The sequence below is a fragment of the Merdimmobilis hominis genome (genome assembly GCF_016901855.1).
Lineage (GTDB): Bacteria > Bacillota > Clostridia > Oscillospirales > Ruminococcaceae > Paludihabitans.
The window spans coordinates 24,742-49,610 of the sequence record NZ_JACJKY010000005.1; the positions used below are offsets into that span (position 1 = coordinate 24,742).

Here is a 24,869-nt window from a genome sequence, read left to right on the forward strand (position 1 = left end):
TCCTTTTTGTGTTATGACGCTTCCTCAGAAATATCCGAGGAGAGCTGTGATTCGGGATCATACAAAATTGTCAGTGAAAATGACTGCGCAGTAAATTCGTTTTTTGAAAGATGAAGCAGGCATGAACCGTCGCGCAGAGAAACGGCGGAAACGCCTTCTTCGGGCAGAAACGGACTGTCCGGCGACAGATTGGTGTGACCCCAGTTCGGTTCGGCTTCGTCGGGAGACCAGACTTCGTTTGGGTCAAATGAAGTGTATGTGCGAATGAGTTCGTGTACAATCCGGCATTGGAGTGAACCGCCGGGTGCATCTGCATCAACAATATCGACTTCTTCAAACGGGAACCAGAACGTGACCATATCGACCGTTTGGTCGTATGCAGTGTCGGTATACAAGAAAATCGCGTTCATCTCGCTGATGGAGCTGCTGATGGCAGCTTCATCCTTTGGCGAAATATAAAATATGTACTGTTCCTGCCGCTCCGTACGGCGAAACGATTTCGATGATTCGGCACGAACTGTTTTGTCGGAACCGGCGAGCGCATCGTCATACATGGCAGTGATTGTTTCGGACATGCGGCGTGTGTTTTTAAGCGTGCGCACAGAAAAGACTGTCTGCCGCAAAAACACGAAAATGCCCGTCATCAATGCGATCAGCAAGAGTACAGCAGTAAGGAGAGCCAGCCATCGGCGTTTTGGCTTAGGGGTTTGAATGATCGCATTATCCAAGAGGAATCATCTCCTTTTTGTGGATATAAACTGCTCAGTACAGCCACGCATTTGCAAACATCACCTGCGGATCCAAATGCAGATTTACGACCATATCGAGACTGCCTGTATATTCATGGTACATCGAAAAATAGCAGGTATCACTCGTCAAGCGCATGGAGCGCGGCGAAGTGACATCGGGTGAGTCTTCCGTCTGCATGTCAAGATCCCAGTTCGGCTGCGCTTGTCCCGGTGTCCAGATCTCGTACGGGTCAAACGGCGTGAGCTTTTCAACCAGTGCAGCAAATACACGGTAAAAAGTCTGCGATTCTTCATTGTTCACTGCGCTGGAATATGGGAACGTGAAGGTGATGCTATCCATAATGCCGTCTTCGTTATAGTCGCTTCCGACGAAGCTGCCGTATGCATATTCATAGGAAACAGCTTGTTGGCGCCCAATAAAGGTATAGATGTATGATTGGCGTGAATCATACGAAGACGAGGTTTCCTGTTCATCAATATACAGAGAATATTTGTCGCTGTCCTCTTCGGGGATGAGCGCTGCATATTGTTCGGCAATCTGGTCGGCCATCGATTCCAGCGAAGTCACAGTGACAGCAGGCGGCTTTTGGACGTGTGAAATCAGCAAAAAGCTGCCGGCTCCTGCTGCAACGCCGACAACAAACGCGATTGCAAGCGCGAAAATCCGGCGGCGGTATGAAACCAGCGCCGCGAAAAGCTGTTTGAAGCGATGCGGCTTTTGCGTGGATTCTTCTGCCTGGACAGGAGGGATTTCAGAAGATTGCTCGTTGGGTGAATCGTCCACATCCACTTTGGGCGGCGTGACGAATGGTTTTGTCACATCTTCCTCTGCAAAAGCGGGCTGTTTGTCAAAAGACACTGCATTCGGCACGGGCGGCGGTGTTTGCGCCGGTGCATCCTCGGGTGCAGATGAGGAATAAGCGAAATCAGACGGGATTGCTGCACCGCAGGCAGGGCAGTGAGATACGTTGTCTTCCACAGGGGTTTGGCAAAACAGACAGGTTTTCATGAAAACACCTTCTTTGTATTGGGTTTCTGTTATTCTTATTATACAAAAAAATAAAGAAAAAGCAAACAAAATCCAGTGATTTTTTGGATTTTGCCTGCTTTTTTTGAATAGATCGATGCGGTTACGGTGTGAATGATGAAAAGTCAGCGATGGTAAGCAGCTTACCGGGCGTCAGACAAATCATGATCACTGTTTCGGAGGTGTCGGAGAGTGTTTCATAAAGCAAAACACAGCTGTCCGCGTTGGTCTTAAGCAGTGAATGTGCAGTGCCGTTGTAGAGATCGGACGAAACCGGTTCGCTGATCTCCCAGTTGGGCGCATATTTGCCTGGGGTCCACAATTCGTTTGCATCAAGCGATGAAAACGATTCAATCAGCCAGCGTGCGAGATCGTGTGAGGTGTTGGAAATTCTCGGGTTTGAAGATGCGGGCGTAAACGAAAACTCAAGAACATCAACAATATCGTCACCGTCGGCATCAATGCCGGTCAGTTTGCTGAAAATGTGGACGACTTCGCCGTCGGCGGACTGCAGGCCGCAGGAATATTCATACACCTTTCCGTTTGCGCCAAAGGTGTTTGTAAACAGTGAAGTATATGCGGGCGCTGTCAGCAGCTGCGGATCTGTCACGATATTTTTTTCTTTGTACTGATTGGCGATATTGCGGGCGAGTGCAGTGAGATCATCGATGTGCATCGGACCCGGTGCAGAAACGGCGGACAGTGTAACGAAAAATCCGCCGCCCAGTATGAATCCGACGACAAGCGCCGCAATGACAGCCAGAATAAACCGTTTGGCTTTGATCCATGCGCGAAGGTTCATACAGCCGCCTCCTTTCTTTGATAAGCAGTTGCTTGCAAAAATCAGTGGAAAAACGTGTACTGTGCATCGGATTCACCCCCCATTTTTTACAATGTTTCTTATACTTTTATTGTAATATGCAATATATTTTCTGTCAATTCTTCTGCGTTTTCTTTTGAATTTTGAATGTACAAAAATCACGCGCCGGTTTGTATGATTTCTCCACTTTTCTTTTGACTTTTCAAAAGGGCAGGCCGTTCTCATACAAAAAAACACAAGACAGCACCACTGTCTTGTGTTTTATAAAAAATGGAGTGAAACGTTATTTTTGTGCTGCGGCTTCAAATTCCGCGATGATTTCTTTGTCGGGCGCTTTCATCAAAAGGCTCACGACAACAATCAGGATGCAGGCGGTCAAAAATGCCGGCAGCAGTTCATAAATTGCGAAGACACCGCCCAGCGGGCTTAAAAGGAATTTCCAGATAAAGACCATCGCACCGCCCGAGAGCATTCCGGCAAGCGCACCCCAGCGGGTGGTGCATTTCCAGAAGAGTGAGAACAGCATGACCGGGCCGAACGATGCACCGAATCCTGCCCATGCAAATGATACAATGCCAAAGACGGAGCTGTTCGGGTCCTGCGCGATGAACATCGCGATCACCGCGATCACGACAAGTGTCAGTCGTGCAGTGAGCATTGTTTTTTTCTCGGAGAGTTTCAAGCCGAATACACCTTTTAACAGGTTTTCCGACATACTCGACGATGCAGCCAAAAGCTGCGAATCGGCGGTGGACATGGTCGAAGCGAGAATGCCTGCCAAAATTGTGCCGGCGAGCAGTGCGGCGATCACACCGTTTTTACTCAACAGATCGGCAATTTTGATGACGATGGTTTCCGAGGAAGTGCCGTCGAGCACCGGGAGTGCGCCGACGGAAGTCATCGAAACGCCGATGACGCCGATCAAAACACCGACTGCCAATGTGATGACAACCCAAACGGAAGCGATCCGGCGGGAGAGCGGGAGTTTTTTCTCGTCGTCAATTGCCATGAAGCGCAGAAGAATATGCGGCATGCCGAAATAGCCGAGTCCCCATGCAAATGTGGAGATGATGTTTAAAATCGGATACGATTGTGCGGCGCCGGAAGCAGGAGAATAGGTGGCGGTCATGCTTAAATACCCTGGGAGAGATTTTGCGTTTTCAAACACAGCCTCAAATCCTCCGGCAACCGAAACGCCGAACCCGACGACCACAAACAGCGCCACAGTCATGACGATGCTTTGGATGAAGTCGGTGGTGCTTGCAGCTAAAAATCCGCCGGTGATGGTATAACCGACGATGACGACGGCGCTTAATACCATCGCCCAGAAATAGTCAATGCCAAACAGGCTCGAAAACAGCTTTCCGCATGCGGCAAAGCCCGACGCCGTGTACGGCACAAAAAAGACAAGAATGACAAGTGCAGACAAGCAAAGCAGTGTCCGGCTGTTGTCGCGGTAACGATTTTTGAAAAAGTCGGGAATGGTGATCGAATCGTTTGCGATTTTCGAATAACGGCGAAGCCGTTTTGCAACGATCAGCCAGTTCACATAGGTACCGACTGCCAATCCAATTGCGGTCCAGCCGGCGTCGGCAACGCCTGTCAAATATGCAAGTCCCGGAAGTCCCATCAAAAGCCAGCTGCTCATGTCGGAGGCTTCGGCGCTCATTGCCGTGACAAACGGGCCTAATTTCCGGCCGCCCAAATAAAAGTCACCGGCTGTTTTGTTCTTTTTGGAACACCAGATGCCGATTAAAAGCATGCCGACCAGATAGACGGCAATCGCAATCAGCATATAGATCTGTGCACTCGTCATAATACTCTGCTCCTTTAAATTCGTAAACAATGAAGACAGTATAACATAAACAAAAATAGACTGCAATACAGAACAAAGTCTGTACGACAGTCTATAAATTTCATTTAAAAATCGGTATAAATACTGATAAAACCTGTGTTTTTTAAACTGTACGAATATTTTGACGAAAATGAATGCGATTATTTTGACCGAAATCCGGACAAGAAAATCGGCATCATTGTCTTGGCATAGCGGCACAGTGAATAGTCACCGCTCGAGATACACCAGTCATACAACAGTGCCCGTTCGCACATCGCATAGCACCGCACCATTTCGCTGACGGAAAATTCCGCCGACAGCTCGCCGCAGGAAACACCCTCGAGCATGATCTGGCGCAGAAGCTTATAGTAAAACCGGTTGTGGTCGAGCAGGTGCTTTTCGCCCTTGGTGATGAGCTGAGAGGAATAAAGCCGTGCGAGCAGGTCGAGCGAAATCTGCGATTCGATCATTGAAAACAGTTCCTCATTGAGCCACAAAAGCTTTTGAAAGGGACGCATTCCCTCGGGAAAACGGGCGGACAGCTCCTCGTATTTTTCGTCGAACAGGTAAGACAGCGACGAGAGCAGGGCGTCCTTGCCTTCGAAATAGTGATAAAACGAGCCTTTTGACGTTGCGGATTCGGCGATGATCTCCTCGACGGTCGTGTCCTCATAGCCCTGTTCATAAAACAGCTTCCATGCAGCTGTGATGATTTTTCCCTTTGTGTTGCGTGATGATTTTTTTGCCATGACACTGCTCCTTTGCTTCGTTCGCTTTTATGATACGGCACACCATGTGCTTTGTCAACTTTGAGCCAAAATGTTGAAAGATTCGTCCAAGAAAAAACGGGCGGTTTTGCTTGTGTTTACATATTGATTTTGTTACAATGAAAACAAATTTCCGGCAGCTGCCGGAACAGGCACGGAAAGAAAAGAGAGGTTTTCATCATGAATTTTGCAAAACTGCACGAGGATGTGTGCTTTAAACGTGCGCACGGACAGGTGATCTGGCAGCCGCGTATTCAGTGCTGGATCGACGATAAACTGTTTGCCGACGGCAAATTGCCCGGAAAATACGAGGGCATGACAAAACCGGAGATCTATCGCGAGCTCGGCTGCTCGGCACGTATTTATGAATACAATGACTGCTTCTACCCGGTGTATGATGACACGATCCGCACCTATTTTAAAGATGAGGGCAACATCCGCACAAACTACTTTGAAACACCGCTCGGCACGGTTACACAGCAGTTAAAGACCACTCCGTCGAGCTGGGCAAAGCTTGTCACAAAAGAGTGGGTCTGCTCCGAAGAGGACTTAAAAATCTTTACCTATATTGAAGAGCGCACGAACTGGGCGTTTTCGCAGGAGGTGTTCGACCGCGTACAGGCAGAGTGGGGAGACCTGGGCGCACCGACGATCTTTATGCCGCGTGTGTCGATGCAGCGGCTGTATATCGATCTGATGGGTGTTGAGGAAGCCGTCTATGCAACGATCGACTATCCGGAAACCGTCGAAGCATATTTTGACGCACTGCGTGAATGCCATTTTCGCCTGATTGATGTGATCAACGAATCGCCGATCAACATCATCAACTTCGGCGACAACATCCATTCCGGTACACTCTCGCCGTCGCTGTTTGAGCAGTACGTTCTGCCGGAGTATAAGCTCCGCTGTGAGCGTCTGCACAAAGCCGGCAAGTTTATCTGCTCGCACTTTGACGGCGATAACTGCGGCCTGATGGAATTTTACCGCGAAACAGGCTTGGACGGCATCGAGGCGATCACACCGAAGCCGCAGGGCGATGTTACACTCGAGGAAGTGCATGAGCACTTAGGCGATATGTTCCTGCTCGACGGTATTCCGGCGGTCTATTTTGACGAGGAGTTCCCGGAGGAAGTACTTGTCGACTGTGTGCACAAGATCCTTGATCTGTTTGCGCCGAATCTGGTGCTTGGCATCTCCGACGAGATTTCTTCGACCGGCGACATCGAGCGCGTTCGTTTGGTCGGCAAAATCGTCGATGAATATAACGCAAAAATCCGTGCCGAACAGGGCATCGAAGAATAAACAGCAGCAAAAAACCCGCCGGTGCGCGGTTTTTTTCTTTCGCGGAAAAATTTTTTAAAAAACAGGCAAACAGTTTTGCTCTCTCAAACGTTTTATAGATGAAACCGCAAAGGAAACGGAGGTGGCGTTCATGATCGAAGAACTGCTTGATCAGCAGTATCAAGGTGTACTCAGCTTTTGCCGCACGATGACGCAAAACGATGCACAGGCGCAGGATCTTGCGCAGGAAACGTTTCTGCGTGCGATGCAGCACGAAGCACAGCTTTGTACGATGGAAGAAAAACAGCAAAAAAGCTGGCTTTTTCGCACGGCAAAGCATCTGTTCATCGATCAGATCCGCAAATCTGCGCGCGAATCACTCACCGACGAGATCACGCCGGTTCCCGTCGAGGACGAGTCGTTTTCCCGCGTGGAGATGGAAACGCTGCTTTCGTGCCTGCCGGAGCAGGACCGTGTGCTGTTTGTCATGCGGTACTTATACGGCTATCGGTCAAACGAGTTAGCCGAGATGTTTTCGATGCCGGCGGGAACAGTGCGGACACGGCTGTCGGCTGCCCGCAAACGATTAAAGCAGCAGATGGAGGGTCTTTTATGAAACGAAGAACAAAACAAACCGGTCATTATTTGGGATTTGGCGAAAACCTGACCGTACAGGACCTTACTGTCCGGTGCAAGCAAAACCGCATCCACACACTGACCAAACGGGAAATCCGGTTTTATTAAAAAAGGAGGAGCAATCATGTTAGGAATCGAAGGAAAAGCGTATATCATCAACAGCGATGTGTGTGACACACGCAAAATGGCAGAGGACGCGTTCGAGGGGTATGCTCAGATCATCCTCAATGCGGACGTACTGCTCACGAATGAGAGAAGCCGTGCGATTTTAGCGCGGTATCCGGTGGTGATGAACAGCGACGTCACGTTTGATACAGAGGAAGAGCTCGCCGTGTCGACACAAAACGGGAAATTCACGCTCCATCCGGGACAAGTGCCGCAGACACCGACGCTGCTCGTCGTAAACGGATGTATGACGATCGAGCCGGGCTGTGATCTGCACGCGTACCGCAAAATTGTCGTAAACGGCATCGTGATCTGCCCGCAGAGCTTAACGGGAAGCCTTGGTGATGTGTCTGTAAACGGTGTGGTCGAAAGCTATCCGGACGACTGTACCGTGCTCGACAGCATATTCGTGCCCGATCGTGTATTTGTCCTGCGGGCAAAGGAGAATGCACGCTATTATGTGCGCAAAAAAGTCATTCTGACCGCAAAGGAACTCGATGTCAGTGCCCTCGCACAAAAAGGCGTGCAGTTTGTGACACCGGAGCTTGTCTGCACGGAATCGGATACGGAAGCGGCCGTTTCACTCGTTGACGAGCAGGCAAAGCTGACGGTCGTGCCGGATGGATGCACCTATGTGGACAAGGACGTGACACTCGACCGCAGACTCCTGAAAAAATACGGGAAAAGCTTGTATATCGACGGCGATTTGACACTCGACGAGGAGAGCGCGCCGTTTTTAGAATCACTTTCGTATGTGTATGTGACCGGCACAGTCACACTGCCTGCATCGCTGGCAGAAGCGTTTGACGAAGTGGACGGCGTGTTTGACGAGATTGAGGTGTTAAGCGGCAGTGTGGTGCAGAACAAGGTTACCGTGCGGCTTACTCCCTCGATGCTTGCGTCCTCATCGGATGGACTGACGATCCGCAACTGCGCACATGTGCAGGTGGATGAATCGATCACACCGGAAGAACTCGAGCAGGCGAATCTGACCATCGAAAATTGTGCGCAGATCTCCTGTACACCGAAACAGCGCGGTGCAATCGAGCTTGCAAGCAAAAATGTGGCATCTATTTCGGATGAAGCGACAAGTATTGCCGATATGCTCAAAGGAATGCTTGGCAATAAGGTGGTCAACGCCGATCACTGCGTTTTATAATAATTGAATTGTTAATTGAATCGTCTTTTTGCAGTCGCCGGTCTGTCCGAATGTCAGACCGGCGGCTTCAATTATTCTTGATTTTACTTGAACCGCAAACACCAAAGTGCTATAATAAATTTAGATATTATTTTTGGTAAATTTTTTGGGAAAAGACGGAGGTTAAACGACGTCTGATTCCATAGCAAAGGAGAAGATAGAATGAAAGCAACCAAAAAACATCTTTACATGAGCGCTGTTTCACTCATGCTGTGCGCAGTGATGCTTTTGGGCACAACATTCGCATGGTTTACGGACAGTGTGACAAACACAGGAAACGTCATCCAGGCGGGCAATCTTGACATCAATGCCACCGGATTTTCCTGGAATGCAGAAGAAGGAAAATGGGACTATCCGAACTATGGTCTGAGAAGTCCGCTGATCACACAGACCAAATGGGAACCGGGTCAGTACAACGCAGTTGTGATTAAAGTGAGCAACTATGGTGCAACCCTTGCGGCTGACGTGGATATTGATTTTTCCATCACCGAGAATGAAAAAAATCTTGCGGATGCGCTTTGGTATAAACTTACGCCCATCGGAGCAGAAGACGGTGTGATTTCTGCGCATGTAAATACAGCAGTTCCGAAAAGCAAGCTCAGTTTTGTCGATCCGCAGAACCGTCCGGCATCTGAGGCAGACGGTGTCATCACAATGAGCAAAATCGAAGACGATGCAACCGAACCGCAGAGAGTGTATACAGACTATCATCAGGGACAGTACGCATATTACCTGCTGGAGTACGGCATGTACACCTCGGCAGGCAATGACTACATGGGAGGCTCGTTTAATATGACCGTCACGGTCAAAGCAAAACAGGCACCGGTTGAGGAAGACGGCTTTGGCAATAGCGATTACGACGCAAATGCTACATATGCAGTTACTTCGCAGGAAGAAATGCAGGATGCAATCGATGATGCAAAAGACGGCGATGTCATTGCGCTTTCGAACGACTTGACTGTCGATGACGAGACGGTATTCGCATTTGATACAGAAAAATCCGTCACAATTGATCTTTCCGGAAACACAATCACATACAACAATCCGCAGGGCAAAGGTACGCTGGTGAATATTATAAACGGCGCTGATGTAACACTGCAGAATGGTTCGATTGAAATGACCAATCCGTATTACGGACTGGCCGTGAGAGATAACTCCTCCATGACATTAAAAGGCGTTACCGTCAACAGCGGCGACGGCGTCATTTTCAGCCACGGCAAAAACATCACCGTTGTTGTTGAGGACAGCGTACTTTCCTCGACTGCTTATTGTGCGGTCTATCACAACGGCAGCTATGCACCGGCAAATATCACCCTCCGCAACACCAAGATTCTTTCGGGCGGCGTATATATTTCAAACTCTGCCGGCAGAGAGAAACAGACACTCACGATTGAAGGCTCTACCATTTACGGCCCGACAGCGGTTGAGATGAAACATACAAATGCAACAATCACAGATTCCACACTGATCGGCACATCGGCTGTAACCGGCTCCGGATCGAACAATAACGGCGGATGCACAGAGGGGTATGCACTTGCAGTGACCGGCAACGGTGTCAATGATTTGGCAACCGGCACAGTGACTGTGACAAACTGCAAATTCTACAGTCAAGAGGCAACCGGCGAACCGAACGGCTATTATTTCGTTTATAAGTTGGCAGACGGCGCGTCTGTGACAATCGACGGCAAACTGGTTGACAACTTTAACTCTTATGGAAAATAATCATATAACGCAATAAGAGAAACAGGAGGTAAATCAGATGAGAACAAGTAAAAAACACATCTGGCTGAGCGCTGTTTCGATGATGCTTTGTGTTGCAATGCTTCTGGGCACTACATTCGCGTGGTTTACGGACAGTGTCACAAACAACGGTAATACAATCGAAGCAGGAAATCTCGATATCACAGTACAGGGGTATCGGCTTGTAAACGGCGAATGGGTAGGCGGCGACTACATCAAAACAACAGAGCCGTTGTTTACGGAAACCAAATGGGAACCGGGACAGTATGGCGCTGTGTTCCTCAAAGTAAAAAATGAAGGTTCTTTAACGGCAAAAATCAATGTTGATTTCGAAATTGCTAGTCAGACAAACAATATGGCAGATGCATTGTGGTACCGCGTGCAGACATTGCAGTCGTCCACCGGTGCGCAGGGCAGTGCACTCAAAGAGATGCTCGGATTTGCAGACAGCCGTCCGGCATCTGAGGCGGATGGCGTTACAACGCTCAAAAACATTGAAACAAGTGATCCGTCGCTCGAGTTGACACTTTATCCGCAAGCAGATCAGAACAGATATGCATTTTATTTGATCGAATATGGCATGTATACTTCTGCGGACAATACGTATATGAACGGCACCGTTGACTTGAACTTCACGGTCAAAGCAAAACAGGCAGCTGTTGAGGAAGACGGCTTCGGCTCGAGCAATTATGACGCAGATGCTGTATTTCCGACAGTAAGCGGCAAAAATCTGGTCAGCGGTCTGCAAAACGGTGGATTTGTATCTGTGACAGAGGATTTGATCTGGGATGAAGATGCAACAATCGCTTCAGATACCCAGTCTGTGCTCAATTTGGAGAGCGGAAAAACAGTCACCGTTACGAAAGACGGTATTGTGAATTTATGCGGAAACGCGCAGCTCACCATTCAGGGAACCGGTAAACTCAATCAGGACTGGGAATCTGAGATTGGTTATCTTATCAGTGCATCAGACAATTCTAAAGTGATCATTAAAGACGGTACATTTATCGCTGGTTTGACTTGTGTACAGGCTGATAAAAACGCACAAGTTGAAATCTACGGCGGTCATTTTGAGGCGCTGACGGATTGGCACGGAACATATTGGCTTCTGAATCTGGTTGACAATACAAACGCGTCCATTAAAGTGTACGGCGGTACATTTGTCAACTTTGATCCGTCCAACAGCAAAACTGAAAATCCGGCTGCAAACTTTGTGGCAGAGGGATATACAGTAGTCTCTGAAAAACAGGAAAGCGGCGATGTCTGGTATACAGTGGTGCCGGAATAAACCTGTATTCTTGTTTTTAATAATAAAAAACGGAGGGAACGTTATGAAAGCAACGAAAAAAAGCCTTTGGCTGAGCGCTGTTTCACTCATGCTTTGTGCCTTGATGCTTTTGGGCACAACATTCGCATGGTTTACGGACAGTGTGACAAACACAGGAAACGTCATCCAGGCGGGTAATCTGGATGCAGAGCTTCGGTACAGAGATGTAAAAGAATCTGACCCGAAAGCGGAATATACGACCGTGACCGATGAAACGCCAGCGTTGTTTGGCAATCAAAAATGGGAACCGGGATACTCATATGGCTATGATTTTTGTGTGATGAATAAAGGAACATTAGCGTTTGATTGGGAACTCACAGTTGTCAATTTGAAAATGGACGAGAAAACCGCCAAAATCGCAGATGTTCTGGAGGTCTATACAAGCGGTTATACCAACGATGGCCCGGAAAAACTTGAGTATGTCGATACACTGGAAAATTTAGTGAACAACAATGGCGGTGTTATTCGAAAAGGACAGGTGTGGAAACCTGGCAATGGAAATTACTTTTCGGTCGTCATCAAAATGAAAGAGGATGCAGATAACGATTATCAGGGTGCAAACGTCACATTCGACGTTGTTCTCCGTGCAAAACAGGCAGCTGTTGAGGAAGACGGCTTCGGCTCAAGCGATTACGATGCAGACGCAGAATATGATCCGATCTCTGTTTCGACAAAAGAGCAGCTGACAGAAGCGCTTGCTGCGGGTAAACCGGTTGCTTTGGAAAACGACATTGTATTGGATGCTCCGATCGAGGTAACCGGCGACGTAACCATTGTTGGAAACGGCAATACGCTCGATATTCCGTCTAATGCAAGCCGCGTTATTAATGTGGCAGAAACAACAGAGCCCATTACGATTACGTTGAAAGATCTTGATATGCCGGGCCCAACTACAGGTACATATACAAGAGGTATTTCCGTTTGGGAAGCAGCAGAGGAAGTAACCATTGTGATGGACGGCTGTTCTCTGGGCGCAAACTACTATGCGATAAACAGTGCATTTGGCAATGACAAAATCACTGCAGTGATCCGCAACAGTACAATTACTGGATGGGCAGTACTCAACACACATTCCCCGTATGCAAATCTCACATTTGAAAACTGCACATTGATCGGCAACAACGATAAGCCGTACAATGCAGACGGCTGGAACGGATTTGCAACATTTGTCTTTGATAATGCATCGGACAACCCTGACCCGGACGGTGCGCACGACTGCACATTGACATTTAAAGACTGCCGGATCGAAGCAAATTCGCTCACCGGCAACGCACAGTATTTCTTCTCGATTCGTGCAATCAACACCACGATCAATGCAGAAAACTGTACATTTGTCAAAAACGGTGAGGTGCTGACTTCTTTGGACGATATCACATCGAACATCAGCGTGCGTGATTATGCGCTTGAATCTTTCGTGTTCAACGTGAAATAAGTCGCTTTACTCCATAGCAAAAAAGGCTTGATTCGTTTGAATCAAGCCTTTTTCTGTTGTGTATGAACGTTCTGCCGTCAGCTGATCATATCGATATATTCCTCGAGGCAGATACCTTTTTCATAAATGATTTCGGCGTTTTGCCTGCCTACATATCGAAAATGCCACGGCTCAAAAGTGATGCCGGTGATGTCCTGCTTGTCCTTAGGAAACCGCAGAATGAAGCCGTACTCGTGCGCATGCGTCTTCATCCATTTTGCAGCGGCAGTGTTCGCAAAGCCGTGATTGAGCTGCTGATACGACGGTGTGACAATGTCAAATGCCAAGCCGGTGTGGTGTTCGCTCGTGCCGGGCGGTGCAACCCATCTTGCAGCTTCCTTTTCGGCTTCTTCCTGTGAATAGCCTTTTGCCAACCATTGGTTTATCTGATTTTGATAAAGATATGCAGACCGTTCTTTCGTGCGGTATGCCGAACAGACCGTCAGTGTAATACCGTCCTGTTTTGCGCCTTTGATCATGGCGTTAAGCGATGAGACGACGCGCTCATCTCCCTGATATCCGTTTCCGATCGAAGCAAGCGATACGGAAAAATCATCGGGAAGCGGGTGTTTTGCGCTGACTAAAATCAGATTCCAGTCTGAAGCGGAAGTACCGCCCGCAAGCCCTGCGGACTGTGCTGATGTGGACGAATTTGACGATGCCGGCTTGCTTGAAGATACTGTTTCCGAAGATTCCACGAGGCTTGCTTCCTCGTCTGAAATTTCAGACGATTCTTGCGAAGACACATCAATCGACTCTTCCGAAGACTCCTGTATCACTGACGAAGATGACAGCGGTGGCTTTTCGTAGGGACGAAACAGACTTCGAATGCCTATCACAATGCCGGTGCAAAGCAGAAGTACGATCAATATTGCCGCAATGATGCGCCCCCACCGGTATCTTTTTCGCTTCATTCAATTCTCCTTTATGTGTTGATTGTACGCTGTGCTTGTTCGATAACGTGCTTTAACAGCACGGAGGTCGTCACGGTGCCGACACCGCCCGGAACAGGGGTTGCCTCAATGTCGAGCGTGTCGCATCCGGACAAATCGACATCGCCGCAAAGGCCCTCGTCCGTGCTGTGGATGCCAACGTCCACGATCACCTGACCGTCATGGAAGAACGTATGGTCCAACAGCTTTGCGACGCCTGCGCATGCTACCACGATGTCTGCGCGCTGACACTCGGCTTTTACGTCCTTTGTGCGCGTGTGGCAGATCGTCACGGTTGCATTTTCCTTTAACATGAGCATCGACAGCGGCTTGCCGACAACAAGGCTTCTGCCGACGATTGTGACGCGTTTGCCGGTCAGCTCAATGCCATAGTGGTGCAAAAGCTCCATGACCGCCTGCGGTGTGCACGGCGGATACGGGCATTCACCCAAAAAGACGCGTGCCAGGTTTTCGTCGCGCATGCAGTCGACATCTTTTTCAAGTGAAACGCACTGTTTGACGCTTGCTTCCGATAAATGACGCGGAAGCGGACGGAACAATAAAATGCCGTGAACCGATTCGTCGCGGTCGAGTGCAGTGACTGCCGCTTCGAGTGCTTCCTGCGATACATCGTCCGGAAGCTCTGTCACTTCGACTGCCGCACCGACGCCCTCGAACCGCTTGAAAATGCCGCGTTCATACGAGAGATCGTCTCCGCGCGCACCGACCCGCACCACAGCGAGTTTCGGTGTAACGTTTGCTGTTTTGAGTGTTTCGACCGTTTGTGAAAGCGCTTCTTTCATCGCTTTGACAACCGGCATGCCGCGCAGTTCGTTCATGACCGTCCTCCCAATCTGTCTGCAATCGAGAAAAAGACCGCGTCACACCGCAGTGTTCCTGCTTCGAGCAGTTCGTTTGCCGTTTTGTTCATCTCGTCGGCAAACGCGCGGTCTTTCATCAGTTTCGTATTGATATACACATTCATCACAGCGCCCGACAGTGCTGCGCGGCATGCCGCTGCTGCAACTGCCACGTCGCTTACCGCAAGCGTCGAGCCTTTTTCCATCAGTTCGCCGGTCAGCTCAATCACCTCTGCGACGGTGCGCATGATCGAAAGCGGAACCTCGGCTGCGGCTTTTAATGCCTGTTCGAGTGTTTCTTCCCGGCCCGGCGCGTCTTTCGGGATACCGTATGCTGCCGCCAGCGGAGCAAACGCTTTGGCGTCTTCTTCGATAAGTTCACACAGCCGGTCGCGCAGGGAAGCGGAAGCGGCTAAAATCCGCTGAATATCATCTTCATATGCGGCATATTTTTTCTTTCCGGTGGTTAAGTTGCCGACCATCGAGCAAAGCGATGCGCCGACTGCGCCGACAAGCGCTGAAGCGCCGCCGCCGCCCGGTGTGGGCGCTTTCGACGAAAGCTCTTCTAAAAACAAATCAATCGGTTTGTCCATTCGTGTTCGCTCCTTTGTTACGGGATCATGTTGCCAGCGGCTTTGTAAAGACCGTACCATTCCTCACGGCTAAGCGGCAGATCCGAACCTTTGATGCTCTCTTTCATATGAGCTTCGCTGGTGGTGCCGAGAATCACCTGGATATTCGCCGGATGACGGGTCAAAAATGCAACAGCGATTGCAGTGCTTGTCACATCGTACTGTTTTGCAAGGCGGTCCATCTCCTCGTTGAGTGCTTTGTATTTGTCGGTGTCGCCGATGACCGGGCCTTCAAAGAATCCCTTCTGGAACGGCGACCATGCCTGGATGGTGATGTTCTTTAAGCGGCAGTAGTCGATGACACCGCCGTCACGGTTGATGCTCTGGTCGATTGCCATGTTGACTGCCATGCCGTGGTCAATCATCGGGGTGTGTGCAATACCTAACTGCATCTGGTCGACACAGATCGGCATCGGCAGTGCGCGTGCGAGCAGTTCCATCTGATAAGGATTGTGGTTCGACACGCCGAAATGACGGACTTTTCCGCTCTCGCGCAGTTTGGAGAATGCCTCTGCCACTTCGTTCGGCTCCATCAGTGCGTCCGGACGGTGCAGAAGCAGAACGTCGATATAATCGGTGTTGAGCGCTTTTAAGCTGTCGTCGACCTGACGCAGAATATGTTCTTTTGAAAAATCATAGCCGAACGGACGGATGCCGCATTTTGTCTGGATGATCATTTTTTCGCGCAGGGAAGGGTTCATGCCGATCGATTCTGCGAAATACCGCTCGCATGCGTGGTCGCCGCCGTAGATATCTGCGTGATCGAAGAAGTTAACCCCTTCCTCCATCGCAGTTTTTACAAGATGATCAACTTCCGGCTGTGTACGGCCGACGATGCGCATGCATCCCATTGCAATGTTTGATACGGTGAGTTTTGTTGCGCCAAGTGTAAAATACTTCATTGTCGTTTCCTTCTTTCGGTGTTTATTTTTGTTCAAGCGCGCTAATCGGCGGTTCGATTGCGTTTGTAAGGGATGTGTATAATTCCGGCTGATATTTTTTTAAGTTTTTCGGCCGGAACGTCGTGCTGTCTACAAAGGCATGCTCCGTATAGCCCACAGAAAGCAGTGTATCCCCGCGGAATACCTCGTATTCCAGCCGGATGCGAATCGGCGTTGCGTATGAAGTACGCGTGCGGATGGTGAGCACATCCTCATAATGTGCCGGCTGTTTATACGACGCATACAGCGAAGTGAGCGGCATCATTACGCCGCGTGCTTCGAGTTCGCTGTAGGAGATGCCGAGCCCTTTGATATACTCGGTGCGTGCCTGTTCAAACCAGACCGCATAGTTTGAGTGGTGTGCAATGCCCATCTGATCGGTTTCGGCATAGCGCACCACAATCGAAGTTTCTGTAATCATGAAAAAGATCCTTTCGCTCAGTCGCTCAAAAGCAGATTGTTTGCCGTATGAAGCAGATACGACGCAGTTGTTTTGCGCTGGGCAAACGACATCTGATTGCTGAATGCGCCGAACGCCTCATACGAAAACGCGCCGTTGTATCCCACGCGGCGCAGAGCATCGATAAATTCGTCCCAGTGAATCGTTCCGCCAAACGGTGCAATATGCTCATCAAGCAGTGCGTGGTTATCATGCACATGCAGACAGCCGAGCGCATCATGAAGCGATGATACAAAATCTGCGCAGGAAATGCCTATGATGTTGGCGTGGCCGGTGTCTAAGCAAGCGGTGGCGTGTTCGCGTCCGAGCTTTTCTAAAAACCACAGCACTTCTTCGGGTGTACTGCAGTGTGATTTGCACAGCCGTTTTGTGAACGGATCGCACGCAAACAGGTTCTCGACGCCGATTTTCACACCCGTCTGCTTTGCAAACGGCAGGTACGATTCATATTCGCGCAGTGCCGCAATGCGCGCGGCTTCGTCAGGCATCCCCATGGCACTTTCGCGTGTATGTCTTGCGTGAATGACAAATACATTCGCCCCTAAGATCTCCGCGACAAAAAAGCCGCGTTCCGTGAGTTTGCGCACGCGTTCCTCGTTTGGCTCTGCGCCAATGGGTGCAGGCATCGGTGCATGCATCTGCGAAAACGAAATGCCGCACGCGTCCGCCGTTTTCCGCAGAGAACGTGCATAGTCCTCCCAGTTGTCCGAAAGATAGACGGAATCGTCCTTGTCGTGCGCAAAATACGTGTAGTCGAGCGCTGTGTAGCCAAGAGCTGCCGCTGTGCGGATCGCCTCATGTTCGTCGCCGTTTACAGTCAGCACGTCCGTCGTTGTTCCGATTTTCATGTGATATCGCCTCCAAATCAAAGAGTGGCAAGCAATGAACGAAACAAATCGTTTAGTCACTGCCATTATAGCATAAATGCAAGGCGCACACCATCTTTTTCTTTTGCGCCGTTGCAAAAAATCTTTGGGTCGGATACAATAAAAGCAAACCGCAAAAAGGAGGGGGAGCTATGACCCCGTTTTATATCGGAAGCCACTTGTCGGTTTCCAAAGGATTTGCCGCCGCGGCGAAAGACGCTGTTTCGATCGGCGCAAATACCTTTCAGTTTTTCACCCGCAATCCGCGCGGCAGCCGTGCAAAAGCACTCGATGAAAAGGATATCGCCGCTTGCGCCGCGCTGATGAATGAACACACATTCGGCCCGCTGCTCGCGCATGCGCCGTACACATTGAATGCCGCATCAAAAGACGAACAGACGCGCGAATTTGCACGCATGACGATGAAAGATGACCTGGTGCGTTTAGAACAGCTGCCATGCGCGCTGTATAACTTCCATCCAGGCAGCCATGTGGGACAAGGTGCTAAGCAGGGTATTGAATGGATTGCATCGATGCTCAATGAGGTGATCGATCCTGCGCAGCGCACCACCGTTTTGCTCGAAACGATGGCAGGCAAGGGAACAGAGGTCGGCCGCTCGTTTGAGGAACTGCGCGCTATTATTGATAAAGTCGAGCACAGCGAAAAACTGGGCGTCTGTTTGGACACCTGCCATGTGCATGACGCAGGCTATGACATCATCTCCGATTTAGACGGCGTGCTCGCAGAATTTGACCATGTCATTGGGCTTTCACGCCTGCGTGCGGTTCATTTAAACGATTCGCTGAATCCGTGCGGCGCCAAAAAAGACCGTCATGCAAAAATCGGGGAAGGACAGATCGGCACAGAGGCGCTTGTGCGCGTCATCAACCATCCATCCCTTTGTCATCTGCCGTTTTTCTTAGAAACGCCGAACGAACTGCCCGGCTATGCATCGGAGATCGCACTGCTGCGTGGTCGCCGTGCGGAAGAGGAGCCGGCCGGATGACACGCGAAGAACTGCAAAGCACGCTTTGTGCGATGGCGGAGGACGGCTACCGTGCATTCTCCGCACGGCTTTTGCCGCCGGGAACCGATTTGCTCGGTGTACGGCTGCCGAAGCTGCGTGCGCTCGCCAAAACGATTATCAAACAAAACGAACACGAAGCGGTGCTGTCCATGCTGTTCGATGCAGAAAACGCCTGCTTTGAAGAACAGATGCTGCAAGCGTTTTTGATTGCATTTTCGCCCTGCACGTTGGAGGAGCGGCTGTACCGTACGAAACGGTTTATCCCGCTGATTGAAAACTGGTCGGTGTGCGACAGCTTTTGTGCCGCGTTTCCGGTGTCAAAGAAACATGAAGAGGAAATCTTTTCGTTTGTGTGCACGTTTGCATCTTTTTCCGAAGAATTTGCACGGCGGTTTGCAGCAGTGATGCTTCTTGACCACTTTGTATCGGAACAATGGCTGTCAAAAACGCTTTCGGTGCTCGCCGGCATCTCGACAGACGGATATTATGCCCGCATGGCAGTGGCGTGGGCGCTGTCGGCCTGCTGTGTGCGCGATTTTTCGAATACACGCAAAATCTTGTTTTCCGGTGCGTTTGATCTTGAAACCATGCGGTTTGCCGTGCAGAAATGCGCCGATTCCAAACGACTTTCACCCGAACAGAAAAACGCACTGCGCAGTGAATTCTGTGCAGTGCGTTTAGAAAAAATATAAGCAAAGCGCCGGACAAATGTCCGGCGCTTATCTGCTTTTTTAGGGGGTTCGTTTTGCGGTCAAAAAATGCACCGCAGAAAAGGAAAAGATCTGGGCGCTTGTGCGTCCAGATCTTTCATCTGGTGACCCCAGGGAGAATCGAACTCCCGATTACGCCGTGAGAGGGCGTCGTCTTAGCCGCTTGACCATGGGGCCTTTCATATATACAAAGCAGGAAATTTCCTGCTTGTTTTTAAAATAAAAGCGACAAAACGATTGCCCTGCCGCTTTTTTGATGGTGACCCGTGCGAGAATCGAACTCGCGATTCCGCCGTGAAAGGGCGATGTCTTAACCTCTTGACCAACGGGCCATAATATGGTAGCGGTAGTCGGATTCGAACCAACGACACTGCGGGTATGAACCGCATGCTCTAGCCAACTGAGCTATACCGCCGTTTGTGTCGTATCCTCCGTGAGAGAACATGCATTATTATATCGGACAATTCGCCTTTTGTCAACAGCTTTTTTGATATTTTTTTCGCTTTGGTCAGATGACCAAAAACAAGGTGCTTTGGATATCGCTTGTTGTAATATTTGTGCAAAACAGCGTGCTGTTCATCTTTTTTTGAATGGATGCATACAATAGGATTGACCGGTATGGCGCTGTTTATTCCTGCCGGAACAAACAAAAAAGGAGAATCTCCATGCAAAAAAATCCGATGATGGACGCACTTTTTAAACAGGCGGGCAAACAGGCGGGTGTTTCTGCCGATCAGGTCAAACAAAGTGTGAATAGCGGCGATTTTTCGAATTTGCTTCGCGCAATGAAGCCCGAGGACGCCAAACGGTTTTCGCAGGCGGTAAACAATCCGGAACTTGCAAAACAGATTCTGTCTTCGCCGCAGGCACAAGCGCTTCTGCGCCGGTTTTCACAAGGAGGCGGCAGCAATGGAGGACTTGGCTGAGCAATTAAAAGCCATTTTAAATTCCCCGGAGGGCCAAAAGCAGCTGCAAGCCGTCGCGTCGATGCTCGGCGGCAGCGGAGATTCGGGCGGGGGCGATCTTTCGTCGCTCATGCAGCCGCCTGCAAAAGAGAATCTGCAAACAAGCGAATCTGCCCCGGCGATTGACGTAAACATGATCGCGAATATCAGCCAGATGATGAAAAACATGAACACAAACGACAAAAACACACAGCTTCTGCTCGCATTAAAGCCGCATTTCAGTGAGCGAAGACAGTCAAAGGTCGACCGTGCAGTCAAGATGCTGCGGCTGTTTTCGATGCTGCCCATGCTGCGGCAAAGCGGGATTTTGTCGGAGTTTGAGCTTTAAGCGGAAAGGTGGGACAGCATGGCGCGTGAATATACAAGCGAGGAAATTCTTGCAATGCAAAAGGATGCGGTGCGCCGTGTTGCCCAAATGCGCAAATTAAGCCAGACACGCGTGCAGCAGCAGCCGGCACCGGCACAAAAAGAAAAACCGTCGCCCGAGCAGCAGTCAGATGAGGCAGTATCCGGACTTTTGGACACATTGTTTTCCGATTCGGAGTCGCTTTTGATTTTGGCGGTTTTGTTTTTGCTCATCCGCGAAAAGGCGGATGCGAAGCTGATTTTGGCGCTTTTTTACCTGCTTTTGTAGTGGAATCAACAGGAAAAATCCGTTTGATTGACATTTTGCTCAGTCAAGCGGATTTTTTTGCGTTCTTTTTGGCGTGTAAACCGGAAAAATCCTTTACATTACACGCCAAACGTGCTATTATGATGGTAAGTGTGCGGGACATTTTTGCGCATTTGCGCACAGGTTTCGCACGGCCGTTTTTGCGGTCAAAACTTCAAGGAGGAAAAACAAATGGCAAGAAAAATGAAAACCATGGACGGCAACAACGCTGCCGCTTATGCTTCGTATGCCTTTACCGACGTTGCTGCGATCTACCCGATCACACCGTCGTCCACCATGGCGGAAGTAACCGACAAATGGGCTACCGAAGGAAAACTCAACATCTTCGGTGAAAAAGTCCGCGTTGTTGAAATGCAGTCCGAGGCCGGTGCTGCAGGTGCGGTTCACGGCTCGCTGTCTGCCGGCGCACTGACAACCACATACACCGCTTCGCAGGGTCTTCTGCTCATGATTCCGAATATGTACAAAATCGCAGGCGAGCTTCTGCCGTGCGTTATCAACGTTTCTGCACGTGCACTGGCTTCCCACGCACTGTCCATCTTCGGTGACCACTCCGACGTATACGCATGCCGTCAGACCGGCTTTGCAATGCTCGCTTCCACTTCTCCGCAGGAGGCTATGGATTTGGGCGCTGTTGCACACATGTCCGCAATCGAAGGCCGCGTTCCGTTCATTCACTTCTTCGACGGTTTCCGTACTTCTCACGAGCTGCAGAAAGTTGCTTGCTGGGACAATGCTGACCTCGCTGACATGGTCAACTGGGAAGCAATCGACGAATTCAGAAGCCGTGCAATGAACCCGGAGCATCCGACGCTGCGCGGTACCGCACAGAACCCGGATATCTTCTTCCAGGCTCGTGAGGCTTGCAACACCTATTATGAAAATGTTCCGGCTGTCGTTGAGAAATACATGGCAAAAGTCAACGAGAAAATCGGCACAAACTATCAGCTGTTCAACTACTACGGCGCTGCTGATGCAGAGCACGTAATCGTTGCAATGGGCTCTGTTCTCGACACCATCGAGGAGACCATTGACTACTTGAACGCAAACGGCGGCAAATACGGCCTTGTAAAAGTTCGTCTGTATCGTCCGTTCTGCGCAGACAAACTGGTTGCAGCAATTCCGGAGACTGTAAAACAGATCACAGTACTCGATCGTACCAAAGAGCCGGGCTCCCAGGGCGAACCGCTGTACCTCGATGTTGTTGCAGCACTCAAAGATACAAAATTTGACCGCGTTCCGGTTTATGCAGGCCGTTACGGCTTGGGTTCGAAAGATACCACCCCGGCTGACATCATCGCGGTTTACAAAAATACCGAGAAAAAACGTTTCACCATCGGCATCGTTGACGACGTGACAAACCTGTCCCTCGAAGTCAAAGAGAACCCGAACACCACCCCGGCTGGCATCACAAGCTGCAAATTCTGGGGATTGGGCGCAGACGGTACAGTCGGTGCAAACAAAAACTCCATCAAGATCATCGGCGACCACACCGATATGAACGTACAGGCTTACTTCGACTATGACTCGAAGAAATCGGGTGGCTTGACCGTTTCCCACCTGCGTTTCGGCAACCCGGCGATCAAATCGACCTACCTCATCAACAAAGCAGACTTTGTTGCATGTCATAACCCGTCGTATGTCCACAAATACGACATGATCTCTGACCTGAATGAGGGCGGCACATTCCTGTTGAACTGCGGCTGGACACTCGACGAGCTCGAAGAGAAACTCCCGGGCCAGATGAAACGTGCAATCGCAGAGAAGAAAGTAAACTTCTACACCATCGACGGCGTGAAAATTGCAAAAGAAATCGGTCTGGGCGGCAGAATCAACACCATCCTCCAGTCTGCATTCTTCAAACTTGCAAACATCATCCCGGCTGAGGATGCAGTCAAATACATGAAAGACGCTGCAACCGCTTCCTACGGCAAAAAAGGCGAGCACATCGTTAAAATGAACCACGACGCAATCGATCGCGGTGCACAGGACGTTGTGAAAGTTGAATATCCGGCTTCTTGGGCAAATGCTGCTGACACCGATCTGTCGGTTAAAGCTGAGGGCGGCCGTGAGGACGTGCTCAAATACGTAAACTCCATCCAGAACCCGATCAACTCCTTCGAAGGCAGCAAACTTCCGGTTTCTGCATTCACCGATTATGTAAACGGTGTGTTGCCGCTCGGTTCCTCTGCTTATGAGAAACGCGGCATCGCAATCGACGTTCCGAACTGGAATCCGGAGAATTGTATCCAGTGTAACTTCTGCTCGTATGTCTGCCCGCACGCAGTCATCCGTCCGGTTGCAATGACCGACGAAGAGCTCAAAAACGCTCCGGAAGGCACACTGTCTGCACCGATGACCGGTGTTGCTGGCATGAACTTCGTTATGACTGTTTCTGCTCTTGACTGTACCGGATGCGGCTCTTGTGCAAACGTTTGCCCGGGCAAAAAAGGCAACAAAGCACTTGTTATGACTCCGCTTGACCAGATGGTTGAGAAACAGGCTGGCTTCAACTACGGCCTGACCGTTTCCGAGAAACCGGAACTCCTTGAGAAATTCAAACCGACCACCGTGAAAGGCAGCCAGTTCAAACAGCCGCTGCTCGAGTTCTCCGGCGCATGCGCAGGCTGCGGCGAGACTCCGTATGCAAAACTGGTTACCCAGCTGTTCGGCGACAGAATGTACATCGCAAACGCAACCGGCTGTTCGTCCATCTGGGGCGGTTCGGCTCCGTCCACTCCGTACACCGTAAACCGTGCAGGCTTCGGTCCGGCTTGGGCAAACTCCCTGTTTGAGGATAACGCAGAGTACGGCTACGGCATGTACCTGGCTCAGAACACCATCCGCACAAAACTCGTGAAGAAAATCGAAGCACTCGGCGAAAAAGTGGAAGGCGAGAAGAAAGAGATCATCGATAACTACTTAAACACCTTGAACTGCGGCAACGAGAACCGTAAAGCAACCGACGCACTGATTTCCATGCTCGAGGCTTGCGGCTGCGACGAATCCAAAGAGATTCTCAAAAGCAAAGATTACCTTGCGAAAAAATCTGTCTGGATCTTCGGCGGCGACGGATGGGCATATGACATCGGCTTCGGCGGCGTTGACCACGTTCTCGCTTCCGGCGAAGATGTGAACATCCTCGTATTCGACACCGAGGTTTATTCGAACACAGGCGGACAGGCTTCCAAATCCACTCCGACCGGCGCAATCGCTCAATTCGCTGCTGCTGGTAAAGAGGTGAAGAAAAAAGACCTGGCTGCAATCGCAATGAGCTACGGCTACATCTACGTTGCACAGTGCGCAATGGGTGCTGACTACAACCAGACCATCAAAGCATTTGTGGAAGCAGAGAGCTACCATGGTCCGTCGCTCGTGATCTGCTACGCTCCGTGTATCAACCACGGTATCAAGACCGGTATGGCAACTGCTCAGACTGAAGAGAAGAAAGCAGTCGAGGCTGGCTACTGGCATTGCTTCCGTTACGATCCGCGTCTGGCAAAAGAGGGCAAGAACCCGTTCACCCTCGATTCCAAAGAGCCGAAAGCAAGCTATAAAGACTTCATCATGGGTGAGGTTCGTTATAACTCGCTGGCACGTTCGAACCCGGCAAGAGCTGAGGAACTGTTTGCAAAAGCAGAAGAGAACGCAAAAGAGAAATACGCAAAACTGGTCGAAAGAGCAAAAGGCGAGTAATTCGTATTCCGATTCAAAAAGAAAAAGCACAGGGAATTTTCCCTGTGCTTTTTTATTTGCTTTTTAAGCGGAAAAGAAACCAGTTCACATA

Annotated in this window: 24 protein-coding genes and 3 tRNA genes; 13 read left to right on the forward strand and 14 right to left on the reverse strand. The window is 50.0% G+C overall.

Translation table 11 applies throughout. The features are described 5' to 3' along the window. Positions 1 to 11 precede the first annotated feature (11 nt). The 5 genes from H6A12_RS04115 to H6A12_RS04135 form a co-directional block, all read right to left on the reverse strand. Positions 12 to 728, reverse strand: a complete 717-nt coding sequence (locus tag H6A12_RS04115) for a hypothetical protein (protein WP_204445067.1) — start codon at positions 726 to 728, stop codon at positions 12 to 14. Positions 729 to 762: 34 nt separating this feature from the next. Continuing rightward, entirely contained in the window at positions 763 to 1,758 is a 996-nt protein-coding gene (locus H6A12_RS04120; protein ID WP_204445068.1) for a hypothetical protein, read from the reverse strand. Between the two features lie 121 nt (positions 1,759 to 1,879). Further along, positions 1,880 to 2,578 (reverse strand): hypothetical protein, encoded by a 699-nt coding sequence (locus tag H6A12_RS04125; RefSeq protein WP_204445069.1) that lies wholly within the window; start codon positions 2,576 to 2,578, stop codon positions 1,880 to 1,882. Between the two features lie 301 nt (positions 2,579 to 2,879). Next, entirely contained in the window at positions 2,880 to 4,412 is a 1,533-nt protein-coding gene (putP, locus tag H6A12_RS04130; protein ID WP_204445070.1) for a sodium/proline symporter PutP, read from the reverse strand. Between the two features lie 179 nt (positions 4,413 to 4,591). Further along, on the reverse strand, positions 4,592 to 5,179 hold the full coding sequence (locus tag H6A12_RS04135) for a TetR/AcrR family transcriptional regulator (RefSeq protein ID WP_204445071.1): 588 nt from the start codon (positions 5,177 to 5,179) through the stop codon (positions 4,592 to 4,594). Between the two features lie 198 nt (positions 5,180 to 5,377). On the opposite strand from H6A12_RS04135, the gene H6A12_RS04140 reads away from it, so the two are divergent. The 7 genes from H6A12_RS04140 (at position 5,378) to H6A12_RS04165 (ending at position 12,976) form a co-directional block, all read left to right on the forward strand. Continuing rightward, complete coding sequence (locus tag H6A12_RS04140) at positions 5,378 to 6,499, forward strand: uroporphyrinogen decarboxylase family protein (RefSeq protein ID WP_204445073.1); 1,122 nt, start codon at positions 5,378 to 5,380, stop codon at positions 6,497 to 6,499. 130 nt (positions 6,500 to 6,629) lie between these two features. After that, entirely contained in the window at positions 6,630 to 7,094 is a 465-nt protein-coding gene (locus H6A12_RS04145) for an RNA polymerase sigma factor (protein WP_204445076.1), read from the forward strand. Further along, positions 7,091 to 7,222 carry a hypothetical protein gene (locus tag H6A12_RS13585; RefSeq protein WP_275955284.1) on the forward strand — a complete coding sequence of 44 codons (132 nt, stop codon included), beginning with the start codon at positions 7,091 to 7,093 and terminating at the stop codon, positions 7,220 to 7,222. The genes H6A12_RS04145 and H6A12_RS13585 overlap by 4 nt, the downstream gene beginning before the upstream one ends. Before the next feature lie 16 nt (positions 7,223 to 7,238). Then, on the forward strand, positions 7,239 to 8,438 hold the full coding sequence (locus tag H6A12_RS04150; RefSeq protein ID WP_204445078.1) for a hypothetical protein: 1,200 nt from the start codon (positions 7,239 to 7,241) through the stop codon (positions 8,436 to 8,438). Between the two features lie 201 nt (positions 8,439 to 8,639). Further along, the gene (locus H6A12_RS04155) at positions 8,640 to 10,199 is read left to right on the forward strand and encodes a right-handed parallel beta-helix repeat-containing protein (protein ID WP_204445080.1); all 1,560 of its coding nucleotides are present in this window, start codon (positions 8,640 to 8,642) and stop codon (positions 10,197 to 10,199) included. A 37-nt stretch (positions 10,200 to 10,236) separates the two neighbouring features. Further along, positions 10,237 to 11,505 (forward strand): TasA family protein, encoded by a 1,269-nt coding sequence (locus H6A12_RS04160; protein WP_204445083.1) that lies wholly within the window; start codon positions 10,237 to 10,239, stop codon positions 11,503 to 11,505. A gap of 43 nt (positions 11,506 to 11,548) precedes the next feature. Continuing rightward, complete coding sequence (locus tag H6A12_RS04165; protein WP_204445085.1) at positions 11,549 to 12,976, forward strand: SipW-dependent-type signal peptide-containing protein; 1,428 nt, start codon at positions 11,549 to 11,551, stop codon at positions 12,974 to 12,976. Positions 12,977 to 13,053: 77 nt separating this feature from the next. Here H6A12_RS04165 and H6A12_RS04170 read toward each other — a convergent pair whose 3' ends face one another. The 6 genes from H6A12_RS04170 to H6A12_RS04195 are packed head-to-tail and all read right to left on the reverse strand — an operon-like array spanning position 13,054 to position 17,688. Beyond that, positions 13,054 to 13,929 (reverse strand): M15 family metallopeptidase, encoded by an 876-nt coding sequence (locus H6A12_RS04170; RefSeq protein WP_204445088.1) that lies wholly within the window; start codon positions 13,927 to 13,929, stop codon positions 13,054 to 13,056. A gap of 11 nt (positions 13,930 to 13,940) precedes the next feature. Next, positions 13,941 to 14,786 (reverse strand): bifunctional 5,10-methylenetetrahydrofolate dehydrogenase/5,10-methenyltetrahydrofolate cyclohydrolase, encoded by an 846-nt coding sequence (locus H6A12_RS04175; RefSeq protein WP_204445090.1) that lies wholly within the window; start codon positions 14,784 to 14,786, stop codon positions 13,941 to 13,943. Then, complete coding sequence (locus H6A12_RS04180) at positions 14,783 to 15,400, reverse strand: cyclodeaminase/cyclohydrolase family protein (protein ID WP_204445093.1); 618 nt, start codon at positions 15,398 to 15,400, stop codon at positions 14,783 to 14,785. Before H6A12_RS04180 ends, H6A12_RS04175 begins: the two co-directional genes overlap by 4 nt. Positions 15,401 to 15,417: 17 nt before the next feature. After that, positions 15,418 to 16,341, reverse strand: coding sequence for an aldo/keto reductase (locus tag H6A12_RS04185; protein ID WP_204445096.1), 924 nt, complete (start codon positions 16,339 to 16,341; stop codon positions 15,418 to 15,420). A 22-nt stretch (positions 16,342 to 16,363) separates the two neighbouring features. Next, positions 16,364 to 16,801, reverse strand: coding sequence for an acyl-CoA thioesterase (locus H6A12_RS04190; protein WP_204445100.1), 438 nt, complete (start codon positions 16,799 to 16,801; stop codon positions 16,364 to 16,366). Between the two features lie 17 nt (positions 16,802 to 16,818). After that, the gene (locus H6A12_RS04195; protein WP_204445105.1) at positions 16,819 to 17,688 is read right to left on the reverse strand and encodes a sugar phosphate isomerase/epimerase family protein; all 870 of its coding nucleotides are present in this window, start codon (positions 17,686 to 17,688) and stop codon (positions 16,819 to 16,821) included. A 170-nt stretch (positions 17,689 to 17,858) separates the two neighbouring features. Here H6A12_RS04195 and H6A12_RS04200 point away from each other — a divergent pair, with 170 nt between their 5' ends. Together H6A12_RS04200 and H6A12_RS04205 are read left to right on the forward strand one after the other, a co-directional pair. Continuing rightward, entirely contained in the window at positions 17,859 to 18,713 is an 855-nt protein-coding gene (locus H6A12_RS04200; RefSeq protein ID WP_204445107.1) for a deoxyribonuclease IV, read from the forward strand. Beyond that, complete coding sequence (locus tag H6A12_RS04205; RefSeq protein ID WP_204445109.1) at positions 18,710 to 19,426, forward strand: DNA alkylation repair protein; 717 nt, start codon at positions 18,710 to 18,712, stop codon at positions 19,424 to 19,426. Before H6A12_RS04200 ends, H6A12_RS04205 begins: the two co-directional genes overlap by 4 nt. 120 nt (positions 19,427 to 19,546) lie before the next feature. Here the strand turns inward: H6A12_RS04205 and H6A12_RS04210 are convergent. The 3 genes from H6A12_RS04210 to H6A12_RS04220 form a co-directional block, all read right to left on the reverse strand. Continuing rightward, a tRNA-Glu gene (locus tag H6A12_RS04210) sits at positions 19,547 to 19,621 on the reverse strand. A gap of 80 nt (positions 19,622 to 19,701) precedes the next feature. Continuing rightward, positions 19,702 to 19,776, reverse strand: a tRNA-Glu gene (locus tag H6A12_RS04215). Positions 19,777 to 19,782: 6 nt separating this feature from the next. After that, a tRNA-Met gene (locus tag H6A12_RS04220) sits at positions 19,783 to 19,859 on the reverse strand. Positions 19,860 to 20,109: 250 nt separating this feature from the next. On the opposite strand from H6A12_RS04220, the gene H6A12_RS04225 reads away from it, so the two are divergent. From H6A12_RS04225 to nifJ, 4 genes are all read left to right on the forward strand, one after another. Further along, positions 20,110 to 20,370: a hypothetical protein gene (locus tag H6A12_RS04225; RefSeq protein WP_204445114.1), complete on the forward strand. Its 261-nt coding sequence runs from the start codon at positions 20,110 to 20,112 to the stop codon at positions 20,368 to 20,370. Continuing rightward, positions 20,354 to 20,737, forward strand: a complete 384-nt coding sequence (locus H6A12_RS04230) for a hypothetical protein (RefSeq protein ID WP_204445121.1) — start codon at positions 20,354 to 20,356, stop codon at positions 20,735 to 20,737. Before H6A12_RS04225 ends, H6A12_RS04230 begins: the two co-directional genes overlap by 17 nt. An 18-nt stretch (positions 20,738 to 20,755) precedes the next feature. Next, a complete protein-coding gene (locus H6A12_RS04235; protein ID WP_204445126.1) occupies positions 20,756 to 21,043 on the forward strand; it encodes a hypothetical protein in 288 nt (95 codons plus the stop codon). A gap of 210 nt (positions 21,044 to 21,253) precedes the next feature. Then, positions 21,254 to 24,778, forward strand: coding sequence for a pyruvate:ferredoxin (flavodoxin) oxidoreductase (gene nifJ / locus H6A12_RS04240; RefSeq protein ID WP_204445132.1), 3,525 nt, complete (start codon positions 21,254 to 21,256; stop codon positions 24,776 to 24,778). Positions 24,779 to 24,869 lie beyond the last annotated feature (91 nt).

Coding starts and splice junctions, on each gene's coding strand:
- H6A12_RS04120 (WP_204445068.1), bottom strand. CDS start 1,758: ATGAAAACCTGTCTGTTTTGCCAAACCCCTGTGGAAGACAACGTATCT.
- H6A12_RS04125 (WP_204445069.1), bottom strand. CDS start 2,578: ATGAACCTTCGCGCATGGATCAAAGCCAAACGGTTTATTCTGGCTGTC.
- putP (WP_204445070.1), bottom strand. CDS start 4,412: ATGACGAGTGCACAGATCTATATGCTGATTGCGATTGCCGTCTATCTG.
- H6A12_RS04135 (WP_204445071.1), bottom strand. CDS start 5,179: ATGGCAAAAAAATCATCACGCAACACAAAGGGAAAAATCATCACAGCT.
- H6A12_RS04140 (WP_204445073.1), top strand. CDS start 5,378: ATGAATTTTGCAAAACTGCACGAGGATGTGTGCTTTAAACGTGCGCAC.
- H6A12_RS04145 (WP_204445076.1), top strand. CDS start 6,630: ATGATCGAAGAACTGCTTGATCAGCAGTATCAAGGTGTACTCAGCTTT.
- H6A12_RS13585 (WP_275955284.1), top strand. CDS start 7,091: ATGAAACGAAGAACAAAACAAACCGGTCATTATTTGGGATTTGGCGAA.
- H6A12_RS04150 (WP_204445078.1), top strand. CDS start 7,239: ATGTTAGGAATCGAAGGAAAAGCGTATATCATCAACAGCGATGTGTGT.
- H6A12_RS04155 (WP_204445080.1), top strand. CDS start 8,640: ATGAAAGCAACCAAAAAACATCTTTACATGAGCGCTGTTTCACTCATG.
- H6A12_RS04160 (WP_204445083.1), top strand. CDS start 10,237: ATGAGAACAAGTAAAAAACACATCTGGCTGAGCGCTGTTTCGATGATG.
- H6A12_RS04165 (WP_204445085.1), top strand. CDS start 11,549: ATGAAAGCAACGAAAAAAAGCCTTTGGCTGAGCGCTGTTTCACTCATG.
- H6A12_RS04170 (WP_204445088.1), bottom strand. CDS start 13,929: ATGAAGCGAAAAAGATACCGGTGGGGGCGCATCATTGCGGCAATATTG.
- H6A12_RS04175 (WP_204445090.1), bottom strand. CDS start 14,786: ATGAACGAACTGCGCGGCATGCCGGTTGTCAAAGCGATGAAAGAAGCG.
- H6A12_RS04180 (WP_204445093.1), bottom strand. CDS start 15,400: ATGGACAAACCGATTGATTTGTTTTTAGAAGAGCTTTCGTCGAAAGCG.
- H6A12_RS04185 (WP_204445096.1), bottom strand. CDS start 16,341: ATGAAGTATTTTACACTTGGCGCAACAAAACTCACCGTATCAAACATT.
- H6A12_RS04190 (WP_204445100.1), bottom strand. CDS start 16,801: ATGATTACAGAAACTTCGATTGTGGTGCGCTATGCCGAAACCGATCAG.
- H6A12_RS04195 (WP_204445105.1), bottom strand. CDS start 17,688: ATGAAAATCGGAACAACGACGGACGTGCTGACTGTAAACGGCGACGAA.
- H6A12_RS04200 (WP_204445107.1), top strand. CDS start 17,859: ATGACCCCGTTTTATATCGGAAGCCACTTGTCGGTTTCCAAAGGATTT.
- H6A12_RS04205 (WP_204445109.1), top strand. CDS start 18,710: ATGACACGCGAAGAACTGCAAAGCACGCTTTGTGCGATGGCGGAGGAC.
- H6A12_RS04225 (WP_204445114.1), top strand. CDS start 20,110: ATGCAAAAAAATCCGATGATGGACGCACTTTTTAAACAGGCGGGCAAA.
- H6A12_RS04230 (WP_204445121.1), top strand. CDS start 20,354: ATGGAGGACTTGGCTGAGCAATTAAAAGCCATTTTAAATTCCCCGGAG.
- H6A12_RS04235 (WP_204445126.1), top strand. CDS start 20,756: ATGGCGCGTGAATATACAAGCGAGGAAATTCTTGCAATGCAAAAGGAT.
- nifJ (WP_204445132.1), top strand. CDS start 21,254: ATGGCAAGAAAAATGAAAACCATGGACGGCAACAACGCTGCCGCTTAT.